General features: G+C 41.5%; 21 protein-coding genes. 17 read left to right on the forward strand and 4 right to left on the reverse strand.

Annotated elements, in window-relative coordinates:
• Window positions 1–183 precede the first annotated feature (183 nt).
• Both DW125_RS10470 and DW125_RS10475 read left to right on the forward strand, forming a co-directional pair.
• Entirely contained in the window at window positions 184–1,566 is a 1,383-nt protein-coding gene (locus DW125_RS10470) for an NCS2 family permease (protein ID WP_021861267.1), read from the forward strand.
• Window positions 1,567–1,585: 19 nt separating this feature from the next.
• Complete coding sequence (locus DW125_RS10475) at window positions 1,586–3,442, forward strand: ABC-F family ATP-binding cassette domain-containing protein (RefSeq protein WP_021861268.1); 1,857 nt, start codon at window positions 1,586–1,588, stop codon at window positions 3,440–3,442.
• On the opposite strand, the gene DW125_RS10480 is transcribed toward DW125_RS10475, so the two are convergent.
• Window positions 3,412–4,230 carry a polysaccharide deacetylase family protein gene (locus tag DW125_RS10480; RefSeq protein WP_117538090.1) on the reverse strand — a complete coding sequence of 273 codons (819 nt, stop codon included), beginning with the start codon at window positions 4,228–4,230 and terminating at the stop codon, window positions 3,412–3,414. The genes DW125_RS10475 and DW125_RS10480 overlap by 31 nt on opposite strands.
• Before the next feature lie 164 nt (window positions 4,231–4,394).
• On the opposite strand from DW125_RS10480, the gene DW125_RS10485 reads away from it, so the two are divergent.
• Window positions 4,395–4,898: a CarD family transcriptional regulator gene (locus DW125_RS10485; protein ID WP_021861270.1), complete on the forward strand. Its 504-nt coding sequence runs from the start codon at window positions 4,395–4,397 to the stop codon at window positions 4,896–4,898.
• Window positions 4,899–5,095: 197 nt separating this feature from the next.
• Here DW125_RS10485 and DW125_RS10490 read toward each other — a convergent pair whose 3' ends face one another.
• On the reverse strand, window positions 5,096–6,139 hold the full coding sequence (locus tag DW125_RS10490; protein ID WP_117538091.1) for an ABC transporter substrate-binding protein: 1,044 nt from the start codon (window positions 6,137–6,139) through the stop codon (window positions 5,096–5,098).
• On the reverse strand, window positions 6,136–6,411 hold the full coding sequence (locus DW125_RS10495) for an aldo/keto reductase (RefSeq protein WP_117538092.1): 276 nt from the start codon (window positions 6,409–6,411) through the stop codon (window positions 6,136–6,138). Before DW125_RS10495 ends, DW125_RS10490 begins: the two co-directional genes overlap by 4 nt.
• Window positions 6,412–6,592: 181 nt before the next feature.
• Between DW125_RS10495 and DW125_RS10500 the strand changes: the two genes are divergently transcribed.
• The 14 genes from DW125_RS10500 to DW125_RS10560 all read left to right on the forward strand — a co-directional run bounded on the left by DW125_RS10500 (window position 6,593) and on the right by DW125_RS10560 (window position 24,501).
• Window positions 6,593–7,183, forward strand: coding sequence for a methylated-DNA--[protein]-cysteine S-methyltransferase (locus tag DW125_RS10500; protein WP_021861273.1), 591 nt, complete (start codon window positions 6,593–6,595; stop codon window positions 7,181–7,183).
• Between the two features lie 157 nt (window positions 7,184–7,340).
• Window positions 7,341–8,243, forward strand: a complete 903-nt coding sequence (locus tag DW125_RS10505; protein WP_021861274.1) for a hypothetical protein — start codon at window positions 7,341–7,343, stop codon at window positions 8,241–8,243.
• A 120-nt stretch (window positions 8,244–8,363) separates the two neighbouring features.
• On the forward strand, window positions 8,364–10,418 hold the full coding sequence (locus tag DW125_RS10510) for a metallophosphoesterase (RefSeq protein WP_021861275.1): 2,055 nt from the start codon (window positions 8,364–8,366) through the stop codon (window positions 10,416–10,418).
• Window positions 10,419–10,502: 84 nt separating this feature from the next.
• Window positions 10,503–11,648 carry a YibE/F family protein gene (locus DW125_RS10515; protein ID WP_117538094.1) on the forward strand — a complete coding sequence of 382 codons (1,146 nt, stop codon included), beginning with the start codon at window positions 10,503–10,505 and terminating at the stop codon, window positions 11,646–11,648.
• Between the two features lie 225 nt (window positions 11,649–11,873).
• Window positions 11,874–12,011: a hypothetical protein gene (locus DW125_RS14040; RefSeq protein WP_158549915.1), complete on the forward strand. Its 138-nt coding sequence runs from the start codon at window positions 11,874–11,876 to the stop codon at window positions 12,009–12,011.
• Window positions 12,012–12,068: 57 nt separating this feature from the next.
• Window positions 12,069–12,482, forward strand: coding sequence for a C-GCAxxG-C-C family protein (locus DW125_RS10520; RefSeq protein ID WP_117538180.1), 414 nt, complete (start codon window positions 12,069–12,071; stop codon window positions 12,480–12,482).
• A gap of 30 nt (window positions 12,483–12,512) precedes the next feature.
• Entirely contained in the window at window positions 12,513–14,072 is a 1,560-nt protein-coding gene (locus DW125_RS10525; RefSeq protein ID WP_117538095.1) for an RNA polymerase sigma factor, read from the forward strand.
• Window positions 14,073–14,202: 130 nt separating this feature from the next.
• Window positions 14,203–15,237: a fibronectin type III domain-containing protein gene (locus tag DW125_RS10530; protein WP_117538096.1), complete on the forward strand. Its 1,035-nt coding sequence runs from the start codon at window positions 14,203–14,205 to the stop codon at window positions 15,235–15,237.
• Window positions 15,238–15,552: 315 nt separating this feature from the next.
• The gene (locus tag DW125_RS10535; protein WP_117538097.1) at window positions 15,553–16,086 is read left to right on the forward strand and encodes a TIGR00730 family Rossman fold protein; all 534 of its coding nucleotides are present in this window, start codon (window positions 15,553–15,555) and stop codon (window positions 16,084–16,086) included.
• 1 nt (window position 16,087) lies between these two features.
• Window positions 16,088–17,197, forward strand: a complete 1,110-nt coding sequence (locus DW125_RS10540; protein ID WP_117538098.1) for a YkvI family membrane protein — start codon at window positions 16,088–16,090, stop codon at window positions 17,195–17,197.
• Window positions 17,198–17,285: 88 nt separating this feature from the next.
• A complete protein-coding gene (locus tag DW125_RS10545; protein WP_199537835.1) occupies window positions 17,286–18,644 on the forward strand; it encodes a M20 family metallopeptidase in 1,359 nt (452 codons plus the stop codon).
• 143 nt (window positions 18,645–18,787) lie between these two features.
• Window positions 18,788–20,152 carry a sodium-dependent transporter gene (locus DW125_RS10550; protein WP_199537836.1) on the forward strand — a complete coding sequence of 455 codons (1,365 nt, stop codon included), beginning with the start codon at window positions 18,788–18,790 and terminating at the stop codon, window positions 20,150–20,152.
• A gap of 16 nt (window positions 20,153–20,168) precedes the next feature.
• Window positions 20,169–21,317, forward strand: coding sequence for an exonuclease SbcCD subunit D (locus DW125_RS10555; protein WP_021861286.1), 1,149 nt, complete (start codon window positions 20,169–20,171; stop codon window positions 21,315–21,317).
• 1 nt (window position 21,318) lies between these two features.
• A complete protein-coding gene (locus DW125_RS10560; protein ID WP_158549916.1) occupies window positions 21,319–24,501 on the forward strand; it encodes an AAA family ATPase in 3,183 nt (1,060 codons plus the stop codon).
• 169 nt (window positions 24,502–24,670) lie between these two features.
• Here the strand turns inward: DW125_RS10560 and DW125_RS10565 are convergent, their stop codons facing one another.
• Window positions 24,671–26,290: a CTP synthase gene (locus DW125_RS10565; RefSeq protein ID WP_117538100.1), complete on the reverse strand. Its 1,620-nt coding sequence runs from the start codon at window positions 26,288–26,290 to the stop codon at window positions 24,671–24,673.
• Window positions 26,291–26,318 lie beyond the last annotated feature (28 nt).

Raw genomic sequence — 26,318 nt, forward strand, 5'->3', positions numbered from 1 at the left:
AAACTAACTGCCACGTCCTACTTTTGAATTAATGTGTTTTGCTCATCTCTATAATATAGATGAAAAAGTGTTTTCAAGAAATAGAGCCATTTACTTTATGGCTCTATTTTGTTAGAATGAAACTGTTATTGTTACCTGGGAAACTATGTTTGTAAATTAATGAGAGGACAAGGAGGAAAACACATGTTAGAAAAAGTTTTCAAACTACGTGAGAACGGCACAGATGTGAAGACAGAAGTTATTGCCGGAATCACAACATTTATGACAATGGCATATATTCTTGCAGTTAATCCAAGTATTATGTCAGCAGCAGGTATGGATTCAGGTGCAGTCTTTACAGCAACAGCACTGGCAGCATTACTTGGCACAGTCCTGATGGCGGTATTTGCAAACTATCCGTTTGCACTTGCACCAGGTATGGGACTGAATGCATATTTTGCATATACAGTTGTAGGCGTCTACGGATACAGCTGGAAAGTTGCATTAACAGCAGTATTTGCAGAAGGTATTATCTTTATTATTCTGTCTGCAACAAATGTCCGTGAAGCAATTTTCAATGCAATTCCGAAGAACTTAAAAGCTGCAGTCAGCGTAGGTATCGGTCTGTTCATCGCATTTATCGGTTTACAAAATGCTAAGATTGTAATCGGAGGATCTACACTGCTTCAGTTATATTCACTGGATAACTACAATGCGGCAAATGGCGTAAAAGCTACTTTCCATGATGTAGGAATCACAGTACTTCTTGCAATTATCGGTATTCTGATCACAGGAATCTTAGTTATAAGAAATATCAAGGGAAATATTTTATGGGGAATCTTGATCACATGGCTGTTAGGAATCGGATGTCAGTTCGCAGGAATCTATGTACCGAATCCGGATGTTGGATTCTACAGTCTGCTTCCTGATTTCAGCAACGGACTTTCTATTCCAAGTATTGCTCCGGTATTTGCAAAGCTGGATTTCCATTCTATGTTTTCACTGAACTTTATTGTGGTTGTATTTGCCTTCCTGTTTGTAGATATGTTTGATACGATCGGAACTCTGATTGGTGTATCTTCCAAAGCAAACATGCTGGATGAAGATGGAAAACTGCCACATATCAAAGGGGCATTAATGGCAGATGCGGTAGCAACAACAGCAGGAGCTGTTCTTGGTACTTCTACAACAACAACTTTCGTTGAAAGTGCATCCGGTGTTACAGAAGGCGGAAGAACCGGACTCACAGCAGTTACAACAGCAATCCTTTTCGGACTGTCACTGTTCCTGTCACCGATCTTCCTTGCCATCCCATCCTTTGCAACAGCACCGGCACTTGTCATCGTTGGATTCTATATGCTGACAAACGTTGTAAATATTGATTTCTCAGATGTTTCTGAAGCAATTCCATGTTACATCTGTATCGGAGCTATGCCGTTCTTCTACAGCATTTCCGAAGGAATCTCTATGGGGGTTATCACATATGTAGTATTAAATCTTCTGACAGGTAAGGCAAAAGAGAAGAAAATCAGTGCACTGATGTATGTGCTTGCAGTTTTATTTGTATTAAAATATATCTTCCTGTAAAAGAAAGGCTGGATTTAGCATGAATTTATTTACAATGGAAAATATTACAAAATCATACACAGACCGGATACTTCTGGATGATGTAGGATTTAGTATTAATGAAAATGAAAAAATCGGTGTGATCGGTGTAAACGGAATGGGGAAATCAACTCTGTTGAAAGTGGTTGCAGGGATTGAAGAAGCAGATGCCGGAAAGATCAGTATGGGTAATCAGGTGAAGATCTGCTATCTTCCGCAGACACCGGTATTTACACCTGGAACAACGATTTTGCAGGCTGCGGTCGGCGGAAATATGGAAGAATGGAACCGCTGGACGATAGAAGCGGATGCAAGATCCATGCTGAACCAGCTCGGTTTTGCGGATTATGAAGAAAAAGTAGAGCATATGTCCGGCGGACAGAAGAAGCGTGTTGCGTTAGTCAACGCGCTTCTGACGCCTGCGGACATTCTGATCTTGGATGAGCCGACCAACCATTTGGACAATGCGATGTCAGAGTGGCTGGAAAATTATCTGATCTCATTTCGCGGTGCGGTTCTGATGGTTACACATGACCGCTATTTCCTTGACCGTATCGCAACCAGGATTGTAGAAGTGGACAAAGGAAAGCTGTACAGTTATCCGGGAAATTATGCGAAGTTTGTGGAACTGAAAGAAGAGCGTCAGAATATGGCACTTGCAACAGAACGCAAGAGAAAAAGCCTGCTTCGGACAGAGCTTGAATGGCTGCACCGTGGCGCACGTGCACGAAGCACGAAACAGAAAGCACATATTGACCGTATTCAGGCAATGCAGGAGATGAAGGATATTCAGGAAGAAAAGCAGGTACTGCTCACGTCTACCGCATCACGGATGGGAAATAAAACAATTGAACTTTCTGATATTTCCAAATCCTATGGGAATCATCTGCTGATCCGGGATTATAATTATATTTTTCTGAAAAATGACCGGATTGGAATTATCGGACCGAACGGATGTGGAAAGACAACGTTACTTAAGATCATCAATGGAATTGTGAAACCGGATACCGGAACGATAGAAATCGGGCAGACAATACGGATCGGCTATTTTTCTCAGGAGAATGAATACATGGATGATTCAATGAAAGTCATCGACTATGTGAAAGAAGCGGGAGAGTATATTCAGACTTCGGATGGAAGAATCACAGCATCACAGATGCTAGAGCGTTTCCTGTTTGAGGGAGCGATCCAGTGGTCAAAGATTGAGAAGCTTTCCGGTGGTGAGAAGAGGAGACTGTATCTTCTGCGGATTCTGATGAGTGCGCCGAATGTGCTGATCCTGGATGAGCCGACCAACGATCTGGATATCCAGACACTTACAATTCTTGAAAATTATCTGGACGGTTTTGATGGAATCATCATTGTCGTATCGCATGACCGCTACTTCCTTGACCGGACAGTAAGAAGAATCTTTGCATTTGAGGGAGAAGGGGCGATCCGCCAGTATGAAGGAGGATATTCTGACTATCTGATTCGTAAAGAACTGGAAGGACTGCCGGATATGACAGTTAAAAGTATGGGAGTCGGTTCCGCAGCACAGACGGAGAAGTCCGGAAGTGAGAATAGCGCTGAGGACAGTCGTGTAACATGGAAAAAACATGATAAGAAATTAAAATTCTCCTACAAAGAACAGCGGGAATTTGAGACGATCGATGAGGAGATCACTGCACTGGAAGAGAAGATTGAAGTTCTGGATGCCCAGATGCTGGAAAACGCCTCCAATTCTGTGAAGTTAAATGAACTTCTCGAGAAAAAGGAAGAAGTGAGCCAGCAGCTGGACGAGAAAATGGACCGGTGGGTTTATCTGAATGATCTGAATGAACAGATTCAGGAAGCGGCAAATTCTTCTAAAGAATAAAAATGATATCCCATATCTTCCCAGCGTGTAAGCAGTTCGTCAAGAATGGAACCGTTGGTAGAAGAAGTATTATGTAATAAAACAATAGCACCGGGATGAATACGAGGAAGAAGCTTTTTAAAAGCTTCTTCTTTTGTTGGCTGTTTATCGGCATACCAGTCCACATAGGCAAGACTCCAGAAGAAAGTATGATAACCTGTTTCCTTTGCCATCTTAAGATTAGAGATGCTGTATTTGCCCTGTGGTGGCCGGTAGAAGCGAGTCATTTTCTCACCGGTGAGCTGCTTATAAGCAGTTTCCACATCTTTTAATTCTTTTTCAAAAGCCTCTTTTGTGGCAATTTTAGACATATCGGGATGGTGATACGTGTGATTGCCGACAATATGTCCTTCTTTATGGATTCTTTTTACAAGCTCCGGATTGGAAGTAATAAAGTTACCGACAACAAAGAAGGTTGCTTTGGCGTGATGGTTTTTCAGTGTATCAAGGATCTTGCCTGTATTTCCATTTTCATAACCACAATCAAAAGTCAGATAGATTTTCTTTTTATTGGTGTCTGCTGCGTAGTGGGCATTATATTTTTTCAGTTCATCGATAGTTGCATTTGCAGTGGGACGGGTTCCATCTTTCTGGAATCCGAGACCCCAGTTTTCTATAGCTTCGGATGATGCAGCAGTTTCGGTAGATGAAGAAGGAAGAGAGAAAAGAGAAGCGAGATATCTTCCGGAGAAGAAGGAGTAGACAAATAAGAGTCCGATTCCGGCAAATTTCAAAAGTGTTTTTTTCATAGAGAGTCTCCAAAAGTCCGATTGATTATTAAGATATATGCCATAGACAGAAATTTTATGAATAATAGTAAAAAAATCTTACATAATATGAAAAAAATTGCTATAATTGTATTATAAGAGGGAAAATGTGCTGTAGTTTGTCAGATGATGAGATGGAGGAAGATATGTTTAAAATAGGTGATTATGTAGCACATTATAAAGAAGGTGTGTGTCAGGTTGTAGATATTGGAAAAATCAGTTTGAGTTGTTCTGACAACGAGAAAGAGTATTATACGTTAAAGCCAATTTATGATAAAGACGGAACGGTATATACCCCGGTGGAGAACAAGAAGAACCAGATTCGGGAAGTTATTACAAAACAGGAAGCGGAGACGTTGATCGCACAGCTGGGTGATATTGAACAACTGACTGTGACAGATGAGAAGAAACGTGAAGGACTTTACAAAGAAGCAATGTTGAAAAATCAGTGCAGAGAATGGATCGTTATTATTAAAACCTCTTATGAAAGAAAGATGGAGCGGCTTTCCAGAGGAAAGAAAGTTACACATGTGGATGACAGGTATCTTGGAATTGCGGAGAAATTTCTCTGCGGCGAGCTGGCGGTGGCGCTGGAGATGAGTCGTGAAGAGGTGAAAGGATACTTAAGCAGCCAGATGAAGGGAGCATAATTCGAGAAGAATTGTAATTGGTATTTATATGGGGATGATTATAATTTCAAAGAGCAGGAACGGTCAGAAGGAGTAGAGTATTTCTGACTGTTCCTGCTTATTTTGCCTCTGTTGTCATAGAATCCAATGGCAGGTTATGCAAATTATGGCAGAGAGAAAAATGCGCTATGCTTACATGCAGTATTTGACAACAAATTTTATCTTTCAGCTGCTTTTTCGGCATAAGTGGTTGTTACAAGGTCATCATATGGAGCGCGTTTTGTGAGTTCACCGGAGCTTTCCAGGATATCCTGTAAGAGGTCAAAGCTTTTCTTTTCAAAAATCAGATTATCTTTCCATGTATCCTGATTATAGTAGCGGGTAAGGATTGTAGTGATGGTGCCATGATCTGTTTCTTTAAATTGAGGGGCGATAACGCTTGCGATTTCTTCCGGGGAATGGGACTGTACATAATCCATACCTTTTTGCAGTGCGTTTGTAAAGTTTTGGATGACAGAGGCGTTCTTTTTGATATAAGACTGTTTTGCACAGAATGCAGTATATGGAACATAGCCGCTGTCAGTGCCAAGAGAAGCGACAACGTAACCTTTGCCTTCTTTTTCGAGGTTGGTTGCACCTGGTTCAAATTCTACAGTAAAGTCAGCCGGTGTCTTTTTTTCAGCGAAAGCGGCAGCAGTTGAACCAAAATCAATGTTCTGATTGATGGACAGATCTTTGGACGGATCAATGCCATTTTTCTTTAAGGTATACTCAAATACCATTTCCGGCATTCCACCTTTTCTTCCGCCAAGTACTTTCTTGCCTTTTAAGTCTTCCCATTTAAAATTATCCAGTTTTTCTCTGGCTACAAGGAAATTTCCTGCGCGCTGTGTCAACTGTGCAAAGTTGACAACATAATCATTTGCTCCTTCGTTGTAGGTATAGATGGAAGCTTCAGATCCCATGAATCCGATATCAGCACTTCCGGAAATGACAGCAGTCATTGTCTTGTCAGCACCAAAACCGGTCTGGAGCGTAAGGGCAATTCCTTTATCTTTGAAATAACCTTTCTCGATGGCAACATACATCGGTGCGTAAAAGATGGAATGAGCAACTTCGTTTAAAGTAACCGGAGTCATTTCTGTTGATGTTTTTTCGCTTTTGGTTGAATCTGAAGTTGTTTCTTTTGTGGAAGCACATCCGAAAATGGTAGTGACAGATACTGCAAGAAGCAGAAGAAATGCGGAAATATGCTTTTTCATATATTCCTCCCTATGAAATAAGTTCTATGATGTATAGTATATTCCGCAGAGTTGAAAAGGTGATGTGGCCAGTGCAGGAGCAGCAGGTCAATATAGTCTGTCTGAAGATTTGAAAGCGATTGCATGACCGTCTGTTCAGCAGTGTCGGTCATTCGATAGCCAGTTTCGATGGTTGCTGTGACTGCATTTGTACAGGTTTCTTTGTTAAGCATAAATGTACCGAAACCTGCAAGTGGCATTTGAATGCCGTTATTTAAAGCTAAATATTCCATGTTCAATCCTCCACTATTGTATTTACTCGGAGTAACTCTCTGTGCTATATTTATCCTAACAAGTTCGTGCAACACGAAGTCAAGAAAAATTTAGAGGACGTCCTAAAAACGGAACTCCGGAGGACAGACCTGAACATTGAAATGTCGGCTTTCAAAATAACGAAAAAGGAGAAGCATTGATATGATATATACTTGCAAATATAAGTCACCAATTGGCAACATTCTTTTAGCAGCTGATGAAATCGGTCTTACCGGTTTGTGGTTTGAAGGGCAGAAACATTTTGCAAATACACTTTCGGATGAGCATATTTCACAGGAAACGAAGATTCTTACAGAGGCAAAAAAATGGCTGGATATCTATTTTTCCGGGAAAGAACCAGAATTTACACCGCCTCTTAATCCAGAAGGAACAGAATTCAGACATAATGTATGGCAGATCTTATTGCAGATTCCATATGGACAGACAATCACATACGGAGAAATTGCCCGTAAAGTGGCTGAGATGAAAAATACTTCCTATATGTCTGCACAGGCAGTAGGCGGTGCAGTCGGACATAATGAAATTTCTGTTATCATTCCCTGTCATCGTGTAGTGGGAACAAATGGCAGTCTGACAGGATATGCCGGAGGAATTGATAAGAAAATTGCGCTGCTTGAGTTAGAACATATAGATATAAATGCTGGCACAGGGAAAAAAACTTGCAGAAGAAAGTCAGATGAAGAACAAATAAAAGAAGTTGCCGTGAAATACATCTGCCGTTTGCATATGTGAAGAGTATCCACCAAATGCAAGCCTGACAATGATTGGACTGGCTGTACCAGTATATACAACGGTGGGAGTTGTTATGAGTGCGGTCTACTATATCTGTATGAACAAAAAAAACAATGTTGGAATAGCAGATAAATAAGTGAGTTGAGGAACATATAAAATGAAAAAAGATACAGCATATTATCATCTTCCGGGATTGTTCGAGTTTTATGAATTTTATCGTGTATTTCTGCCGTTATTTCGTGAACACAGAGAATATTTTTACAACTGGTGCGAGATTGGTTCCATCTACGGGGCACCTGCTGACTGTCTCTGGGGTGGTGGACGTGCCGGATTCGGAGATGGGAGTCCACAGGATGTACTGGCGTTGATGAAGGAATACGGAATATCCGCCCGTTTGACATTTAGCAATTCCCTGCTTAAAGAAGAGCATCTTACAGATAAAAAATGTAATGCACTCTGTGCATTGTTTGCACATGACAGCGCTGTGAAAAATGGAGTGATCGTTTACGCAGACTTGCTGGTGGATCATCTGCGCAGAAATTATCCGGACCTTTACCTGGTATCTTCGACAACAAAGGTTCTGAAAGATTTCATACAGCTGCATGAGGAAGTAATAAGAGATGAATTTCAGTTTGTTGTGCCGGATTTCCGGCTGAATAAAGCATTTGATAAGTTAGATACGCTGTCTGCCGGACAGAAGGATAAAATAGAATTTCTCTGTAATGAATGTTGCTATTTTGGCTGCAAAGACAGAAAAGAGTGTTATGAAACGGTCAGCCGCAGAAATTTGGGGGAAGACTGCAACGATTTCCATTGCAATGCACCGGATTCAGAAGGCGGGTATCGATTTTCAAAAGCCATGAAGAATCAGGGATTTATTGGTATCCAGGATATTCAGAAGAGATATCTGCCAATGGGATTTTCTAATTTTAAAATTGAAGGACGAAGCCTTGGCAGTGCCCTGATCCTGGAATTTCTGCTGTATTACATGACAAAGCCGGAATACCAGCTTAAGGTCAGGGAAGAAATTTATCTGGACAATATGCTGGATCTGTTTTAATATCGTAAACTTACAATCTTTTAACTTAAATTTCCCGATTTTCAATATCAAATTTTTACAATCCTCCTTTATAGTGAATCTCGACATCGAAAATGATCAACTATAAAGGAGGAATCTATTGTGAGAAAGATTCGAAGAAGCGTAGAGAGAAACGCAAAAAAACGTGCAATGAAGGCAGCAGTTTCAGCTATGATGCTGGCAGGTGGAGTTATGATGGCATGTCCATCCACATTATCAAACGTACAGGCGGCAACCGAACACTGGAACGATGCATCAGCTTCTAAATCTGAAAGTTGGAATTTATGGAAAGAAAACTGGGATAAATATAGTAAAAATTATGAGAATGTATCTTTAACACCTGGTGCAGATGAGACACAGCTCAATTTTGCTTACTATAGCAAAACAGCAGAAACACCAAAAGTAAAAATTGCCACAAATAAAGATATGACTGATGCGAAAGAAGTGGAAGGCGCTCAGACAGAGGCAGTGCAGATCGATGGAGAGCAGTATTATTCTAATAAAGCAACGGTAGAAGGATTAAAAGAGAATACAACTTATTATTATCAGGTATTTCAGGATGGCAAATATCAGGACGCACAAAAGTATGCAACGAAGTCTTTCCAAAAGTATTCCTTCTTATATGTAGGAGATCCACAGATCGGAGCTTCTTCCGGACAGACAAGTACAGATGGCGAAGTTATGAAAAATAATAATCTTGCTGCAAGAAATGACGGATACAACTGGAACAATGTGTTAAATAATGCAGTAAAACGTAATCCACAGTTAAGTTTTGTCGCTTCCGCAGGTGATCAGGTGAATACCAACAATAATGAAGTACAATATGCGGCATATCTTGGCGCAGACGCACTCCGGTCACTTCCGGTAGCAACAACTATCGGTAACCATGATTCTGCTTCTGCTCAGTACAGCATGCATTATAATAACCCGAATGCATTTGATACAAGTGGTTATAAAAACAAAACCCAGTACACAGAAGGACACACGGCAGCGGGAACAGATTATTACTATACATATGGAAATACATTATTCATCGTGCTGGACACAAACAATTACAACTGTGCAACACATGAAAATGTAATGCGCAAAGCGATTAAGGAAAATCCAGATATGAAATGGAAAGTAGTAATGTTCCACCATGATATTTACGGATCAGGATATGATCACTCTGATTCTGACGGTATGGTTCTCAGAACACAGCTTACACCGCTTATGGATAAATATGACATCGATGTAGTAATGCAGGGACATGACCATACTTATTCCAGAACTTATCAGTTACAGGGTGATGGAAAAACACACGACAAATTCTTTAAGACAGAAGATACGGCAAATTATTCAAAAGAAAATAACTGCTATGAGATTGTAAACAAAACCCAGAGCGGTACAGTTGTAAATCCAGAAGGAACGGTTTATCTGGAAGCAAATTCAGCAACCGGATCTAAATATTACAATCTGATCACAGCAAAACAGGATTACATCTCTGAGAGAAGCCAGACATGGACACCAAGTTATTCAGTAGTAAATGTAACAGATGATACATTTGAAGTAGAAGTCTATGATGCAGATACAGGAAATAAACTGGATGGATCATCTTCTTACAAAATTGTAAAAAAAGACGTTGTGGAAGCAAAAGACCAGAAGATTACTGCAACAGCTTCTTATACAAAAACAGAGACTTCAAAAGCATTCAAGTTAAACGCAAAGACAAATGGAAATGGTAAACTGACTTACCAGACATCTAATAAATCTGTAGCAGCAGTCGATGCAAATGGAAAAGTAACCGTGAAAGCTCCTGGTAAGACAACCATCACAGTGAAGGCAGCTGCAACAGATACTTATAAGGCAGCAACGAAGAAAATCACAATTACTGTTGCACCGAAGAAACAGAGGATTGCTCTGAACAATAAAAAGGCAGCACAGCTGACCGTAAAATGGGATAAAAATAAAAAGGTTTCCGGATACGAATTCGTATATGCTGATAACAAAAACTTCAAAAAAGCAAAAACAGTAAGAAAATCAAATGCGACAACTTATACAGTGAAGAAACTGAAAACAGGAAAAACCTATTATGTAAAAGCACGTGCTTATAAGACAGTGGCTGGAAAACAAATCTACGGAGCATTCAGCTCAGTCAAGAAAGCAACAATCAAATAACATTACAAAAAAGGGAGCCTGTACTTGAACCGGATTCAAGTATGGGTTTTCTTTGCTACATAGAAAAGGATGAAAAAATAGAAAATGAAAAAAACAATGACATGGAAAAAACTTGTAATCCTTGGGATTACAGTTCTTATATTTGGAATGATTCTATATAAATGTAATGATTTTCAAAAAGCGACTCTGGCATCTTATAAAGGACAGACTTATGAAAGAGGTGTTGTCACAAAAATTGTGGAAGATAATCTTGCAGAGGATGGAAATCGTTATGGAACGCAGAAAGTCCAGGTGAAAATGATATCCGGGACATTCAAGGGACAGAAAAAAGAAGCCATCAATCCGAGTGGAACTTTATTTGGTGCGGACTGTAAAGTAGGAATGAAAATTATTGTGATCGTGAATAAGAGTGGAGACAATGCGGGATTTACTGTATACAGCAAGGACCGTACAATGTCGATTTATGTGTTTGCATTTATTTTTGCACTGGTAGTATGCCTGGTCGGAGGCAAAAAAGGAATTTATGCAGTACTGAGTCTGGTATTTGCATTTATATGCATTATCTGGCTGATGTTTCCGCTTATGTATCAAGGAATTTCTCCGATTTTCCTGACAATCATTGTTGCGGTGCTTACGACAATCATAACATTGGGGCTACTTGGAGGAATTTCAGAGAAAACAGTGGCGGCAATTCTAGGCACAGCCATTGGAGTGATTATTGCGGCAGTGGCGGCGATCATCTTTGGAAAAGCGGCAGGAATTACAGGCTTTAATGTATCAGATATAGAGGCACTCAATTATGTCGGACAAAATACGAAAATTAAAATTGGAGAATTGCTTTTCGCCGGTATTATTATTTCAGCACTGGGAGCAGTCATGGACGTTGGAATGTCTATCGCATCAACCATACAGGAAATATATGAGACAGATAAGACGTTATCGATGAAGCAGTTGTTCCTTTCCGGCATCAATGTTGGACGGGACATGATGGGAACAATGACGAACACACTGATCTTTGCATATGTCGGTGGCGCAATGACAACACTTGTTCTTAATTACGCATATGATCTGAGTTATTTGCAGCTGGCAAATTCTTATGTGATTGGAATCGAGATCATGCAGGGCTTGTCCGGAAGCCTTGGAGTTGTTCTGACAGTGCCGGTTACTGCGTTTATAGCAGCGTTTTTGATTGGAAGAAAAGGAAAAAACGAATTGACTTGTGAAAAGTAATTCGTTATGGTGTATATATGTGAGAAAAATACAGATGATTTAATCGTATATAACAAAAATGGCCAATACAGATAAATGAAAATAAAGTAGTGACACAAAGGAAAGAATTACATTTATGGAACTTCGGGTATTCCGGTATTTTTTAACCGTAGCGCAAGAACAAAACTTTACAAAAGCTACGGAGACATAAGTATTAGTCATAATACAAAAAGAGAACTATAATAAATGTGTACGATAAAAAGAAAGTCTTACACATTTTTTAATGTAAAATTTAAGGAGGTAATTACAATGGCAAAGAAACTGGTTGCATATTTCAGTGCAAGTGGAACAACAAAGAGAGTTGCTTCTGAACCGTGCAAATAAACAGGAAATTGAAAAATGGGCAAAATCACTTACAACAAAGACCAGGAGGAAGACAAAATGAGCGCAAAAACAGAATATGCAGTAAAATTACATAAAAATGGATGCAACTGTGCACAGGCAGTAGCCTGTACATTTTGCAAAGAATTTGGAATTGACGAGCAGGAAATGTTCCGGATCGCGGAAGGTTTTGGACTTGGCATGGGCGTGATGGAGATGTGCGGTGCGCTTTCCGGAATGGCAATGATCATTGGGCTGGATAACAGTAAAGGAAATGTAGAAGAAGGTTCCCCGTCAAAAGGAGATACCTATAAGAAAATTAAAACTTATGTCCAGAAGTTTAAAGAGAAAAATGGTTCCTGCGTCTGTCGTGAATTAAAAGGTGTGGATACAGGGAAAGTCCTGTGCAGCTGCCCGCAGTGTATCGCAGATGCAGTAGAGCTGACGGAAGAATATTTAAAATCTGCGAAATAAAAGGAAATTACGACTAAGAAGAGGGTAAATATGGATCTTAAGACAGCAATTGCACAGGCAGTAAAAGGCGATGAGAGAGGATTCGCCTATCTATATGAACAGACCTGTCAGAAAAAATATTATCTGGCCTTACAGTATATGAAGAACAAAGAGGCAGCAGAAGATGTGCTGCAGGAAGCGTATTTGAAAGCATTTCAGAAACTGCCAACGCTTCAGAACCCAGAAGCATTTGAAGGCTGGCTTGGAATGATCGTGGCAAATACGGCGAAAAATATGCTGGCAAAGAAGAATCCGATGTTGTTTTCAGAGCTTGCTGTGGATGGGGAAGGCGAAGAATATGTGTATGATGTAGAGGATGACAATCCAGAAAATCAGCCGGAACTTGCCTATACACAGGAAGAGACGAAAGAACTGGTGCATGAGATGATGGATACGCTTTCGGAAGAACAGCGGATGTGTATTCTGATGTTTCATATTGAAAATATATCCATTTCCGAGATTGCCCGGACAATGGACTGTTCAGAGAATACAGTCAAATCCAGATTAAATTATGGAAGAAAAAATCTGAAGAGTAAAGCAGAGGAAATGCAGAAAAAAGGATACCGGCTGTACAGTGTGGCGCCGATTCCGCTTTTGTTATATTTACTGAGTACCGATCAGAAGGTCATGGCAGCAGAGCCGGCATTTCGTATGGCAGGAGAAAAAGTAGAAGCAGTTGTTTTGAAAAAAGCTACGGCTAAAGCTTCTACGATCGCAGGAAATACAGCAGCGAAGAGCAGTACCTCGGCGGCAGGAAAAGCAGCAGCGAAAGGCACTGCATCCGCGGCAGGAAAAACAGCAGCGAAAGGCACTGCATCCACTGCAGGAAAGATCGCAGCCGGGAAAATCGCAGCGGCAGTTGTTGCAACGTGCATAGTCGGAGCAGGCAGTTACGGAGTGTATCAGTTGAATAACGAAAATCACATGGCAGACCGGCTTTCCAAGGCAGCGACAACCGCACAGATGACAGAAGATACGGATACAACAACAGATACAAAAAATCATCAAAAGAAAGAAAACAAACAGCAACAGGATAAGAAACAAGATAAAAAACAATCAGATCAGACAGAGATACGGAATTTATACGAGCAGGTGCTGACTGATGTGCAGAATGGAAAATACGAATTTACGCAGATGGAGAATAATACAGACTATTATTATTTTGTCACTGATATCGATGGAGACCAGATCCCGGAACTGGGAGTCGGTCCGAAACAGGACGCGGCACCGATGGAAATCTATGATCTGCGCTTGTTTTCCTGTGAACAGACAGCGAACGGGTATGAGCTGGTGACAATTCAGGGTGAAGAGAATGTGGAAGATCTGCATATAGCGGCAGATGGCAATGGACTGCTCATGAATCTGATCACACAGGGAACTGGAATGTGTGAGGTTCACCGGATTACAGTAAAGAACAAAATACTGGTATATGGTTCAGCAGAACAGACATTCCGTATCGATGACACGGCGACTTCTGAGTTTGAAAACAGCAATCAGGAAGTATCCTGGAAAAGCATTACAGATCAAAGCGGATTGCAGGTTTTGAAGTAAAGATAAAAAAATAAAAATTTTTTTCAAATTTTTAAAACTTTTTTCAAACTCGACCTGTCTATATAGTATAATACAAAAATGTAAGCGTAATTTTTTAATTACGCGAAGGCAAAAGAAAAGGAGACATACTATGAAAAAGAAAATGATCACATTCTTATTAACAGCGGCAATGGGATTTGCTGCTTTGTCACCGGCAACCGTACAGGCGGCAGATAATTCTATCGCAACCTATGCAACGGAAAGTACACAGGGAACCATCAAACTGGATTCGAATGGAAGAGCAAAATATTCAAAGAAAAATCTCAGTAAGGATGCAGTACATTGTTATCGTTTCACACCGAAAACAGCAGGCGATTTAAAAACAATTGTAAAAGCGAAAACAGCAGCTGTAAACTTACGTCTGGTAGAAGAGTTCTCTGATGATGTACTGAGTAATTGGGCAGACCGGTGGAGTACAAGCCAGGAATACACGCAAACCTATTCTCTGAGTAAAGGAGCAACCTATCTGATCGAGGTAAAGAACAGTGTCTCAGATACAAGCAGTAATCCGTATAACGTTACTTTCCAGTTTAAAGGATATAAAGAGACTTTTCCGGAAAACTTCGTAAATCAGGTAGAGGAAAAATATGATGCCAGAACAGTTGGTCTGAATAAGACATATTATGGATTTAATGGAATCGGATCCGATGTAGACTGGTTTAAATTTACGGTAGTATCCAAAGGAGCATTGGTATATTCCGGCGAGGCGTCTAAGGATGTTTATAACAGCAATGGAGACCATATCGATAATTGGTGGCTGGATTCCCTTGGGAAAGGTACTTACTACATAAAAATCTCCGGAAAGGGACATGGCGGATACAATTTCCGTATCAATGATGAAAAAGCTGCAAGACCGAAAGCTACATCCGTTACAAAACTGAGCAGTGGCAAAAAGAGCTTTAAAGTAACTGCAAAGAAAGTAACCGCAAAAGGTTATCAGGTACAGTATTCAGAGAAGAGCAACTTCAAAGGAAGCAAGACAAAGACATTTGGTTCAACTTCTTATACAGTCAAAGGATTAAAAGCAAAGAAGAGATACTATGTAAGAGTTCGTGCATACAATAACTATTTAGATCATAAAGTATATTCTTCCTGGTCAGCAAAGAAGTCTGTTAAAACAAAATAAGAACAGAAGAAATTCTGATATGACACATGCAGACAGTCTGGAAACAGGCTATCTGCATATTTTATTGCTATAAAAGCTGTTCATGTGCCGGCTGGTTGTTATATAATAAAATAGTATCTATTGGCTCTAACAAAAAAATGACAAAGACAATAGGAGAAAAAATCATGAGTAAATGGACAGATTCTGATGTGTTTTGAAGCAAATGAGAATGAGAACTGGCAGACAATGTTTGACTGATAAGTGAGTGTCGAGAGATAGTAGTAGGTGAATGTGTGTAAAAATAGCAGATAAATGAAAAAGGCAGGAACATAAGAGATGAATATTACAGTATACTTAGGAGCGAACAAAGGAAATGACGATTCTTTGGAGAGAGCCGCAAAAGAACTGGGGCAGTGGATTGGCGACAGTGGACATGCACTCGTCTATGGAGGATCAAAAACCGGACTTATGGGGATTCTGGCGGAAGGCGCAGTGGAATCCGGTGGAAAAGTGACCGGTGTAGAGCCGGAGATGTTCATACAAAGTGAAGTACAGTATGATGGCGTGACCGAGCTGATCGTTACAAAAGATTTTCCGGAGCGGAAGCGTAAGATGATCGAGCTTGGCGATGCATTTATTGCATTTCCCGGTGGGACCGGTACACTGGAAGAAATCGCAGAAGTGATATCGCAGACAGCACTGGAGCAGTTGGATGCATCATGTATTTTATATAATCTGAACGGTTATTATGATGGATTGAAAGCATTGCTTTTCCATATGATTGAGATGGGATTATCGACAGAAGAACGGCAGAAACAGATTTATTTCGCGGAAAATCTTGCGGATATTAAAGCAATTTTAGGAGAATAACATGAAAACAAAAGAAAAAAATGAATCTGTACGGATCACAACCCTCGGAATTGCGACAGCTTTAATCGGGAGTATGGTTGGACCGGGATTTTCATCCGGCAATGAATTAATGCAGTTTTTTGGAAATTTCGGATATATTGGAGTTGCAGGCGTTCTTGTCTGTGAAACACTGGTTGCGGTTACAGTGATTATGGCGATGCGTCTGGCGCAGAAAATGGATACACCTTATTTTGATAAAGTGGTTTCTCCAATGGGAGATGGTTTCTTTAGTAAACTTCTCCGCCTTTTCTCCATGGTTGTCACACTTGGATTTATGATTGCATGTATACCGGCAATGACAGCGGTTGGAGCAACGGTTCTGGAACAGCAGTTTGGAATGAATTTTCAGGTTGCAGCGATTGTTTATACCTGTTTTGTGGCAGTTCCGGTATTATTTGGAACCGAAGGATTTACAAAATCCATGTCAGCTTTTATCCCATTTGTTGTAATTGCAGGAGTTGTGATCTGCCTCTGCGTATGTATGCAGCCGCAGGCAAAAGCAATTGATTTCCAGAGTCTGCAGGTGACAAACGGATTGATGAAAAACTGGTTTCTGGCGGCACTTTTATATTTCTCTTATAATACAACGGTGGGAATTGCAGTTGTAGTTCCGTTAGGGCAGAAAGCGAAAGACAATCGGAAGATTATCCGAGGAGGAATCCTCGGTGCGGGAGCACTTGCGGCAATGATATGTGTCTGTGTGATCGCGATTATCCGTAATTATGGAAATGTTTATCAGGCTGAACTTCCGACGCTTGTGATGGCGCGTAAGCTGCATCCGGCTGCCGGTACGGTTTATGCAATTATGATGGTAATCTGCATCTGGGCAGCGGCATGTGGTTGTATGTATGCGGTTCTTTCCAGAGCAGAAGAGTGGAAAGTGCAGAAAAAATCAATTGTGAATACGAACTGGTTCCGCGTACTGGTGATGTCGCTTGTCGGGCTTGCCGGAAGCCACTTTGGTTTTTCTGTAATTGTCAGCGTGTTGTATCCAGTTATCGGATATCTGGGATTTGTAATTTTGTTGATTCTGTTTTACAATTATATAAATATGTGTCTGAAAAAAAGATAAGATGAATATGATAGGAGATATTCTGCGCATTGATTAGGAAAATGAGTCGCAGTATAATAGAAACCAGGCAGGAAGAGGAGGCAGAGAAATGAATATAAAAGAAGAAATTCACGCATTATCAGATGAAATGCTGGAAAAATTAGAAAGACTGGTAGTTATTCCGTCCATAGAAGGCGAACCAATAGAAGGAAAACCATTTGGTGAAGCACCGGCGAAAGCATTGGAAGAGGGACTTCGGATCGCAGACGAGCTTGGCTTTAAGACCGTGAATCTGGATAATTATTGCGGTTATGCCGAGATGGGTGAAGGCGAAGAAATCATAGGTATTGCGGCACACCTGGATGTTGTACCGGAAGGAGACGGATGGACATATGAGCCATTTGCGCTTACAAGGGATGGCGATTATGTATACGGGCGTGGAACAACAGATGATAAAGGACCGGTTGTAGAAGGATTGTATGCTATGAAGATGCTCCGTGATTCCGGTGTAAAACTGAATAAAAGAGTGCGCCTGATTATGGGATGCAATGAGGAAAATGGCTCCGAGTGTATGAAACACTACAACAAAGTCGCAGAAGAGCTGTCCTATGGATTTACCCCGGACGCAGATTTCCCATGTATTCACGGAGAGATGGGACAGATGGCGTTAAATGCCTACTCCAAACATACAAAGATCATTTCTATGAATGGTGGATTTGTATTCAATGCAGTATGTGACACTTGTACAACGGTAGTTCCGGCAGAGGAAGGCCTGAAAGAACGTCTGGAAAAAGCGTTTTCAGAATCTGGACTTCCGGAGTACAAAGTAACGGAAGAAAATGGAGAACTTCATATTTACGCGAAAGGAGTACCGGCACATGCAAGTATGCCGACACAGGGAGTAAATGCGGCAGGTGTTACATGTGCGTGCCTTGCAGAAGCGGGATTCGAAGATGATTTTGTTACATATTATAATTCCCATATCGGTACGGCATGCGATGGCTCCGGGATTGGTCTGAAATTTGAGGATGAATTCGGAGTGCTGACTTTGTGCAACGGAACCGTCCGGACAGAAAATGGCACAATTATTTGTACTATTGATGTGCGTGTGCCTGTGACGTTACATCCGGAGGATGTTCGCAAAATGTGTGAAGGTAAATTAGAAGATGAAAACGGCAGGATGGAGATTGAGAAGCTCGGTGAGCCGTTGTTCTATCCAAGAGAGTCTCCGCTTGTAGAAGCAATCTATAGATCGTATGTAGACGTGACAGGTGATACGAAGAATCAGCCGATCGTAATCGGAGGTGGAACATATGCAAAATATCTGAAGAATGTAATTGCATTTGGACCGGAAAAGACGGAGATCGATTATCGTATTCATGGTGCAGATGAGTTTATCCGCATTTCAGACATGGAAGAGGCAGTGCTGATGTATATGGAAGCTTTGAAAAATCTGCTGGCGATCTAATCTGGGACTGACTGATAAAATGAAAAGATGAAATTTTGATTTGTGATTCTTTCATATTTGGAACTCTGTAGTGACTTTTGATGAGAAAAATGATAGAATAAATGTTACGATGTGCAAAACGAATGAAAAAGAGAGGAAAAGTCATGAAGAATCACAGAAGTTCATTTTCAGGGAAACTGGGGTATGTACTGGCAGCGGCAGGTGCCTCTGTCGGTCTGGGAAATATATGGAGATTTCCATATCTGGCAGCAAAGTACGGAGGAGGAATGTTCCTTCTCATTTATGTTATACTTGCGTTAACATTCGGGTATACGATGATCGTTGCAGAATCGGCACTCGGACGCATGACAAGAAAAAGTCCGGTTGGGGCATTCAAGTCATTTGAAAAAGCAGGTTGGTTGTCTTTTGGTGGCTGGATCAATGCGATCATTCCGATACTGATCGTGCCATATTATTCTGTAATTGGTGGATGGGTACTCAAGTATCTGAAAGAATATATTATGGGAAATGGAAAAGATTTGGCAGCCGATGGGTACTTTTCCGGCTTTATTTCAAATGGAGTATCTACAGAGATCTGTTTTGTAGTTTTCTGTATGTTTACGCTGGTGATTATTTATGCAGGAGTGCGGAACGGAATTGAACGTGTATCCAAGTTGATGATGCCGGTACTGATTGTATTATCGGTAATTATCGCCATTTATTCCGTGACAAGACCGGGAGCAATGGCAGGAGTGAAGTATTTCCTGATACCGAATTTTAAGAATTTCTCATGGATGTCAGTTGTTGCAGCTATGGGACAGATGTTCTATTCCCTGTCAATTGCGATGGGTATTTTGGTTACATTTGGTTCTTATATGAAGAAAGAAACATCAATCGAAGACTCTACAAGAAATGTTGAGATTTTTGATACAGCAATCGCAATGATGGCGGGACTTATGATCATTCCGGCAGTCTTTGCATTTTCCGGCGGGGATCCGAATACGCTTCAGGCAGGACCGTCGCTGATGTTTATTACCATTCCAAAGGTTTTCCAGAATATGGGATTTGGAACAGCTATCGGTATCCTGTTCTTTTTACTGGTGCTTTTTGCTGCTGTTACAAGTTCGATTGCGCTGACGGAAAGTGCAGTGTCGACATTCGAGGATGAGATTGGATGGAGCAGACAGAAAGCAACAGTGGTTGCAGGTGTAATTATGCTCTTACTGGGTACTTTATCCTGTCTGGGATATGGACCGCTTGCGTTCGTAAAGATCATCGGTATGCAGTTCCTGGATTTCTTTGATTTTCTGACAAATTCAGTTATGATGCCGATTGCAGCGCTGATGACAAGTTTATTAGTTTCAAGAGTCGTTGGAATTGACCGGATTGAGGAAGAGATCAGACATGGGGAAAACAGTTTCCGCAGAAAGAAGATTTTTGTTGTGATGATCAAATACTTATGCCCGATTTTCACTATGATTATTCTGGCAAGTTCGGTTGCAAATGCATTTGGATGGATTTCCATGTAAAGGGGTGTAAGACGATATGCGATTTTTTCATTTGTCCGATCTTCATATCGGCAAACAGTTACATCATTACAGCCTAAAGGAAGATCAGGAACATATTCTTGGAGAGATTATTGAATATGCCGGGAAATTACATCCGGATGCGGTTGTGATCGCTGGAGATATCTACGATAAGCCGGTGCCGTCTGCAGAGGCAGTAACATTATTTGATGATTTTCTTACAAGATTAGCAAAGATACGTCCGCAGATTCCGGTTATGATCATCAGTGGAAATCATGATTCTGCGGATCGTCTGAGGTATGCAGCAGGTATTTTGAAAGAAGAGAAGATATACCTGGCTGGCAGTGTGCCGCAGAAGGAAGAAGAGCATATAGAAAAGGTTGCATTGAAGGATGAGTGGGGAGAAGTGAACTTCTTCCTGCTCCCTTTTTTAAAACCGGCATATGTGCGCAGATTATTTGAAGAGAATCCACCGGAGACATACAGTGATGCGGTGAACCGTCTGATCAAGAGGGAAAATATTAATTTTAAGGATGAGAGAAATGTGTTGATATCCCACCAGTTTTATATGGGAAGCTACCTGCCGGAAACCTGTGATTCGGAAACGATTTCGATTGGCGGGCTTGATCAGATAGACATAACAGGCGTGGAGCCGTTTGATTATGTTGCACTGGGACATTTGCATGGAAAGCAGAAAGTAAAAGATGAGCATATCCGTTATTGTGGAACACCTTTAAAATATTCGGTCAGTGAAGCCTCTCATACGAAAGCTTTGACAGTTGTAACGCTCGGAGAAAAAGGGAAATCTGTGAAAATAGAAGAGTATCCGCTGCATCCTCTCAGGGATGTCCGTAAGATCACAGGGAAACTTAAGGAGATTTTAAAAGAAGAACGCAGCCCGGAAGATTATGTCAGTATTACATTGACTGATGAGACAGATCCCTATCATCCGAAAGAACAGTTAGAAACCGTATTTTCCAAAATACTGGAAGTGAGGATTGATAATACAAGAACCCGAACGAAATGGATGGAAGCTGAAGAGCTGGTCCTGAAAACACCGGAAGAAAATTTTGCAGATTTCTTTGAAAAAATGCAGGGAAGAACGATGGATCCGGAAGAAGAAACATTGATCCTGCAGATATTAGAAGAAGCAAGGGAGGATGAGTAAGATGCGTCCGATTACAATAGAAATGTCAGCGTTTGGCTCCTATGCAGGTAAGACAGTGGTTGATTTTACAGGTGTAAGACAAGGTTTATTTTTGATCACAGGAGATACAGGAGCAGGAAAGACGACGGTGTTTGATGCTATTGTGTATGCGCTTTACGGCCAGACCAGCGGTGGCAACAGGGAAGGAAATATGATGCGCAGCCAGTATGCATCCGAAGACGTGGAAACTTATGTCAAACTGGTGTTTGATTATCATGGAGAGAGGTATGAAGTGCGCCGGAATCCGGAGTATATGCGTGCAGGAAAGAGAAAGGCGTCGGACGGTTCTGTACGTCTTGTAAAAGAGAGCGCAAAAGTAGAACTTACAATGCCGGATGGCAGTGTATTCCCGGGAAGAAAGCGTGAGACAGAGCAGAAGATCACAGAGATCATGGGGATGGATGCCGGACAGTTTACGCAGATGGCGATGATCGCGCAGGGCGATTTCCTGAAGTTACTGCTTGCCGATTCCAAAGACCGTAAGAAAATCTTTTCCCGTATTTTCCATACGAAAATATATGCACAGGTACAGGAAATTTTAAGACAGAGAGCGTTGAAAATGCAGCAGGATATGCAGGAGAGCCGGAGAAATCTGCAAATGGAAATGGAACGTGTGAAAGAAGAGTCTCTTGCAGATCTGGCAGGGAAAGAACTTTTCAGTCACTGGAAACTGTTAAAAGGACAGGAATTTCCGGCGCGGGATGAGACGCTGCAGGTGTTAAAGGAGATTATTTTCGCAGAGCAGGAAAAGAAGCAAAGTTATACAAAATTGGCGGCTGAGGAAAGAAAAGCAGTGGAGCGGTTAAACAGTGAAGTGAAGAATGCCAAATTTCTGCTTGCGCTTTTTGATGACTGTGAGAAAGCGAAAAAAAAGTCAGAAGAATTAGAAGTGGGAAAAGTACTGTATCAGGAAGAAAAAGAACAGACGGAGCACATTCGTGCGGCGGCAAATGTCAGACCGATTTTTGAAAATATGGCAAATGGAACGAAGAGACTTTTAAAGATCAGACAGACGATAGAAATGCTGAAAAAGGAGCTGGAAACCGGCATGGATAGGGTGTCTGAGAAGACAGAGACCGCCAGATCTGCCCTGGAATGTCTGAAGAGAGAAGAACCTGTATTATCGGGAGAGATTGTGAAGCTTACAGAAGGACTGAAACAGTATGAAATGTTGGAAGCCCTTAAGAAAAAGATGGAAGAGGCAGAAGCGGAAATCCGTAAGAACGAAGTGCGGAAAGAAAAGGCAGAAGCTGTTCATACGGAATTGAAGAAATGGATAGAGAATACGGAGAAAGCAGAGAAATCTATTGCAGGATGGGAAGAAAACGGAAGGCTTCTCGGGCAGTTAAAAGAGCAGAAAACGGAAGAAGAATCCTGGGTGATAACCCTTACGGCACAGATCCCTAAGCTGGATACTCAAAAGAAAGCCTGTGAAGAACTGCAGAAAAAGATGGAGAGTGCAGTGAAAAATTACCGATCTGTTTTTGAGGATTATGAACAGAAATACAGCCTGTTTTTTGAAGAGCAGGCAGGAATCCTGGCAGCGGGACTTGAGACAGGAAGACCATGTCCGGTCTGTGGATCTACAGAACATCCGCATCCAAGGCAGCTATCACTGCATGCAGTTTCGGAACAGGAAGTCGAGAGCGCAAAGAAGATGCGAGACAAAGCAGAAAAAGTCAGAGATCAGGCGGCAGACCTGTATCGGGAGAAATGGAATGCATTTGAAAGCAGCCGGTCGGTATTCTGGGATAACTGCAGAAAACTTCTTGGAGAAGATGAGTTCCCGGAAACCGATGTAGTTGATCTGGTGGAAGCGGAAAAAATGTTAAAAGAGAAACTGGCCGGAGTCCGGGAAGAACGAAAGAAACTGGAACAGAATGCAGAGCAGAATAAAGAACAGCTTACACATGCAAAAGCACTGGTGGAAAAGCTCCCAGTAAAGCAGGAGGAGCTGAGAAAAAAAAGCAGGGAACTGGAAGAAACAGAGAAGGAAAAAGCAGCACTGGACCTTGAGAGACAAAGCTTGAAAGCGGAGTATGAGACGAGAAAAGATGCTTTGCCGTGGGAGTCCGGAGAGGCTGCAAAAGAGGAACTTAAGAAAAAGACAAGCCGGAAAAACAGACTGCAGGAAGAAACTGACAGAACAGAGAAAATACTTCAGGAAGAGATTGCGAACCAGAAACAGCGGGAAGGAAAGCTGGAAAGCGAACTTCAAAATGAGAAAGAGCAGGAAGTGCAATGTCTGGAAAATGAAAAATCATATAGAGAGACATTGGAAAAATACAGTTTGACAGAAGAGCAGTTTTCAGAGTTTTGTACGCAAATAGAAAGGCTTCCGGGCTTGGAGAACAAGCTGCGGGAATACGAAAAACAAGTCAGTGAAAATACAGGGGTATTAAAGAGTCTGCGGGAACGTCTGGAGGGGGAAGAGCGCCCGGATATTTCTGAACTTTTGAAAAAACTGGAAAGCAGACGCAGTGAAGAAGAAAAGCTTACAAAAGAACAGATATTGATAACGAATCTTGTGCAGAGTCACGAGGAAACGAAAAAGCGCCTGGAACATTTTTTTGAAAAAATCGGTGAGCAGCAGAAGAAATACGAGTGGATTTCAAATCTGAGCAAGACTGCGAATGGTACATTGACCGGCAATGTGAAGATGGATTTTGAAACATATGTACAGCGACAGTATTTTAAACAGATTATTCAGGCGGCGAATCGACGTTTGATTAAGATGACGGATGGCTCTTTTATCCTGCAGTGCAAGGATTTGTCGCATATGGGAAGCCAGGGACAGTCAGGATTGGATCTGGACGTGTACAGCATGGTAAATGACGCAGTGAGGGATGTGCGTACGCTATCCGGTGGAGAATCCTTTATGGCAGCGTTATCGATGGCGTTGGGGCTTGCAGATACAATACAAAGTAGTGTCGGAGGAATCCGTTTGGATACGATGTTTATTGATGAGGGATTTGGCTCTCTCGATGACAGTACAAGAGAACAGGCGGTCCGTGTGCTGGTAGAACTGGCTGGGGAAAACCGGCTTGTGGGAATTATTTCTCATGTCAATGAATTAAAAGAACAGATTGATACGAAGCTTGTCGTAAAGAAAACGGCGAAAGGAAGCAGGATCGACTGGGCATAGAGATAAGATAATAGAGATAAGATAATAGAAAAGAGATAATTAAGAAATGAGTAAATAAAAAAATGTGTAAGTTTCTGAGCATAGGAACTTACACATTTTTACTATATCAGAATATAAAATTATATTCTTTATATATTCACTTATTTATGAAACGCTTGAAGAAACAGGATTATTTTGTAGCCTTATCATCCTGATATTTTAAAGCTGCTTCTACGAAGCCACGGAATAACGGATGCGGTCTGTTCGGTCTGGACTTTAATTCCGGATGTGCCTGTGTTGCGACAAACCAAGGATGTTCCGGAATCTCGATCATCTCGACAATACGTCCGTCCGGTGAGAGACCAGATAATTTCATGCCGTTGGCTGTCAGAGCATCACGATAGTCGTTGTTGACTTCATAACGATGACGATGACGTTCATGAATCTCTTCTGTGCCATATAATTTGTATGCTGTAGAAGTCTTATCAAGAACACATGGATAAGATCCAAGTCTTAAAGTACCACCGATGTCCTCAATGCCAAGCTGTTCCGGCATGATATGAATAACCGGATGTGTTGTATCCGGATCAAGTTCTGCACTGTGTGCATCACGGTAACCGATGACATTTCTTGCAAATTCAACGATTGCAAGCTGCATGCCCAGGCACAGACCGAGGAACGGAATCTTATTGGTACGTGCGTATTTGATAGCTTGCAGTTTTCCGTCAATACCACGCTGTCCGAATCCGCCCGGAACCAAGATACCGCTGACGTCTTTCAACTGTTCATCTACATTTTCAGCAGTAACCGTCTCGGAATCGATCCATTTGATATTTACAGTAGCACGGCTGAAGATACCACCATGTTTTAATGCTTCTACGACACTGATGTAAGCATCATGAAGCTGGATATATTTACCGACAATAGCAACAGTTACTTCTGTATTTGGTGTCTTCAGATATTCAACCATCTCTGTCCAGTCTTTGAGATCCGGTGTCGGGCAGTCCAGATGAAGTGACTCACATACTACTTCTGCAAGATGTTCTTTCTCCATTGCAAGCGGTGCTTCATAAAGATATTCCACATCCAGATTCTGGAGTACATGGTTGGATGGTACATTACAGAAAAGTGCGATCTTGTCTTTGATGCCGTCATCCAGAGGATGCTCAGAACGACATACGAGGATATCCGGCTGGATTCCCATTCCCTGTAAATCTTTGACACTTGCCTGTGTTGGCTTTGTTTTCATCTCCTGCGAAGCGCGAAGGTAAGGAATTAAAGTTACATGGATCAGAACAACGTTCTCGCGTCCTTTCTCGTGCTGGAACTGACGAATCGCCTCAAGGAAAGGCTGGCTTTCGATATCTCCGACGGTTCCGCCTACTTCAATAATGGCAATTTCTGTATTTTCAGCAGATGGATTGCGATAGAAACGGGACTTGATCTCGTTTGTGATGTGCGGGATAACCTGTACAGTTCCTCCGCCGAAATCTCCACGACGTTCTTTCTGCAATACGGACCAATAGATCTTACCGGTTGTGACGTTGGAATTCTTTGTCAGACTTTCGTCGATAAAACGCTCGTAGTGACCAAGGTCAAGGTCTGTCTCAGCACCATCGTCTGTGACGAAAACTTCTCCGTGCTGTACCGGATTCATAGTACCCGGATCAATATTGATATAAGGATCGAATTTCTGCATGGTCACTGTGTAGCCGCGTGCTTTCAGAAGTCTTCCGAGTGATGCGGCTGTAATTCCTTTTCCAAGTCCTGATACTACTCCACCTGTTACAAATACATATTTTACTGCCATAATTTCCTCCTTCGCGTTCAAATAAATA

It is taken from the genome of Dorea sp. AM10-31 (assembly GCF_003435815.1).
GTDB lineage: Bacteria > Bacillota > Clostridia > Lachnospirales > Lachnospiraceae > Dorea_D > Dorea_D hominis.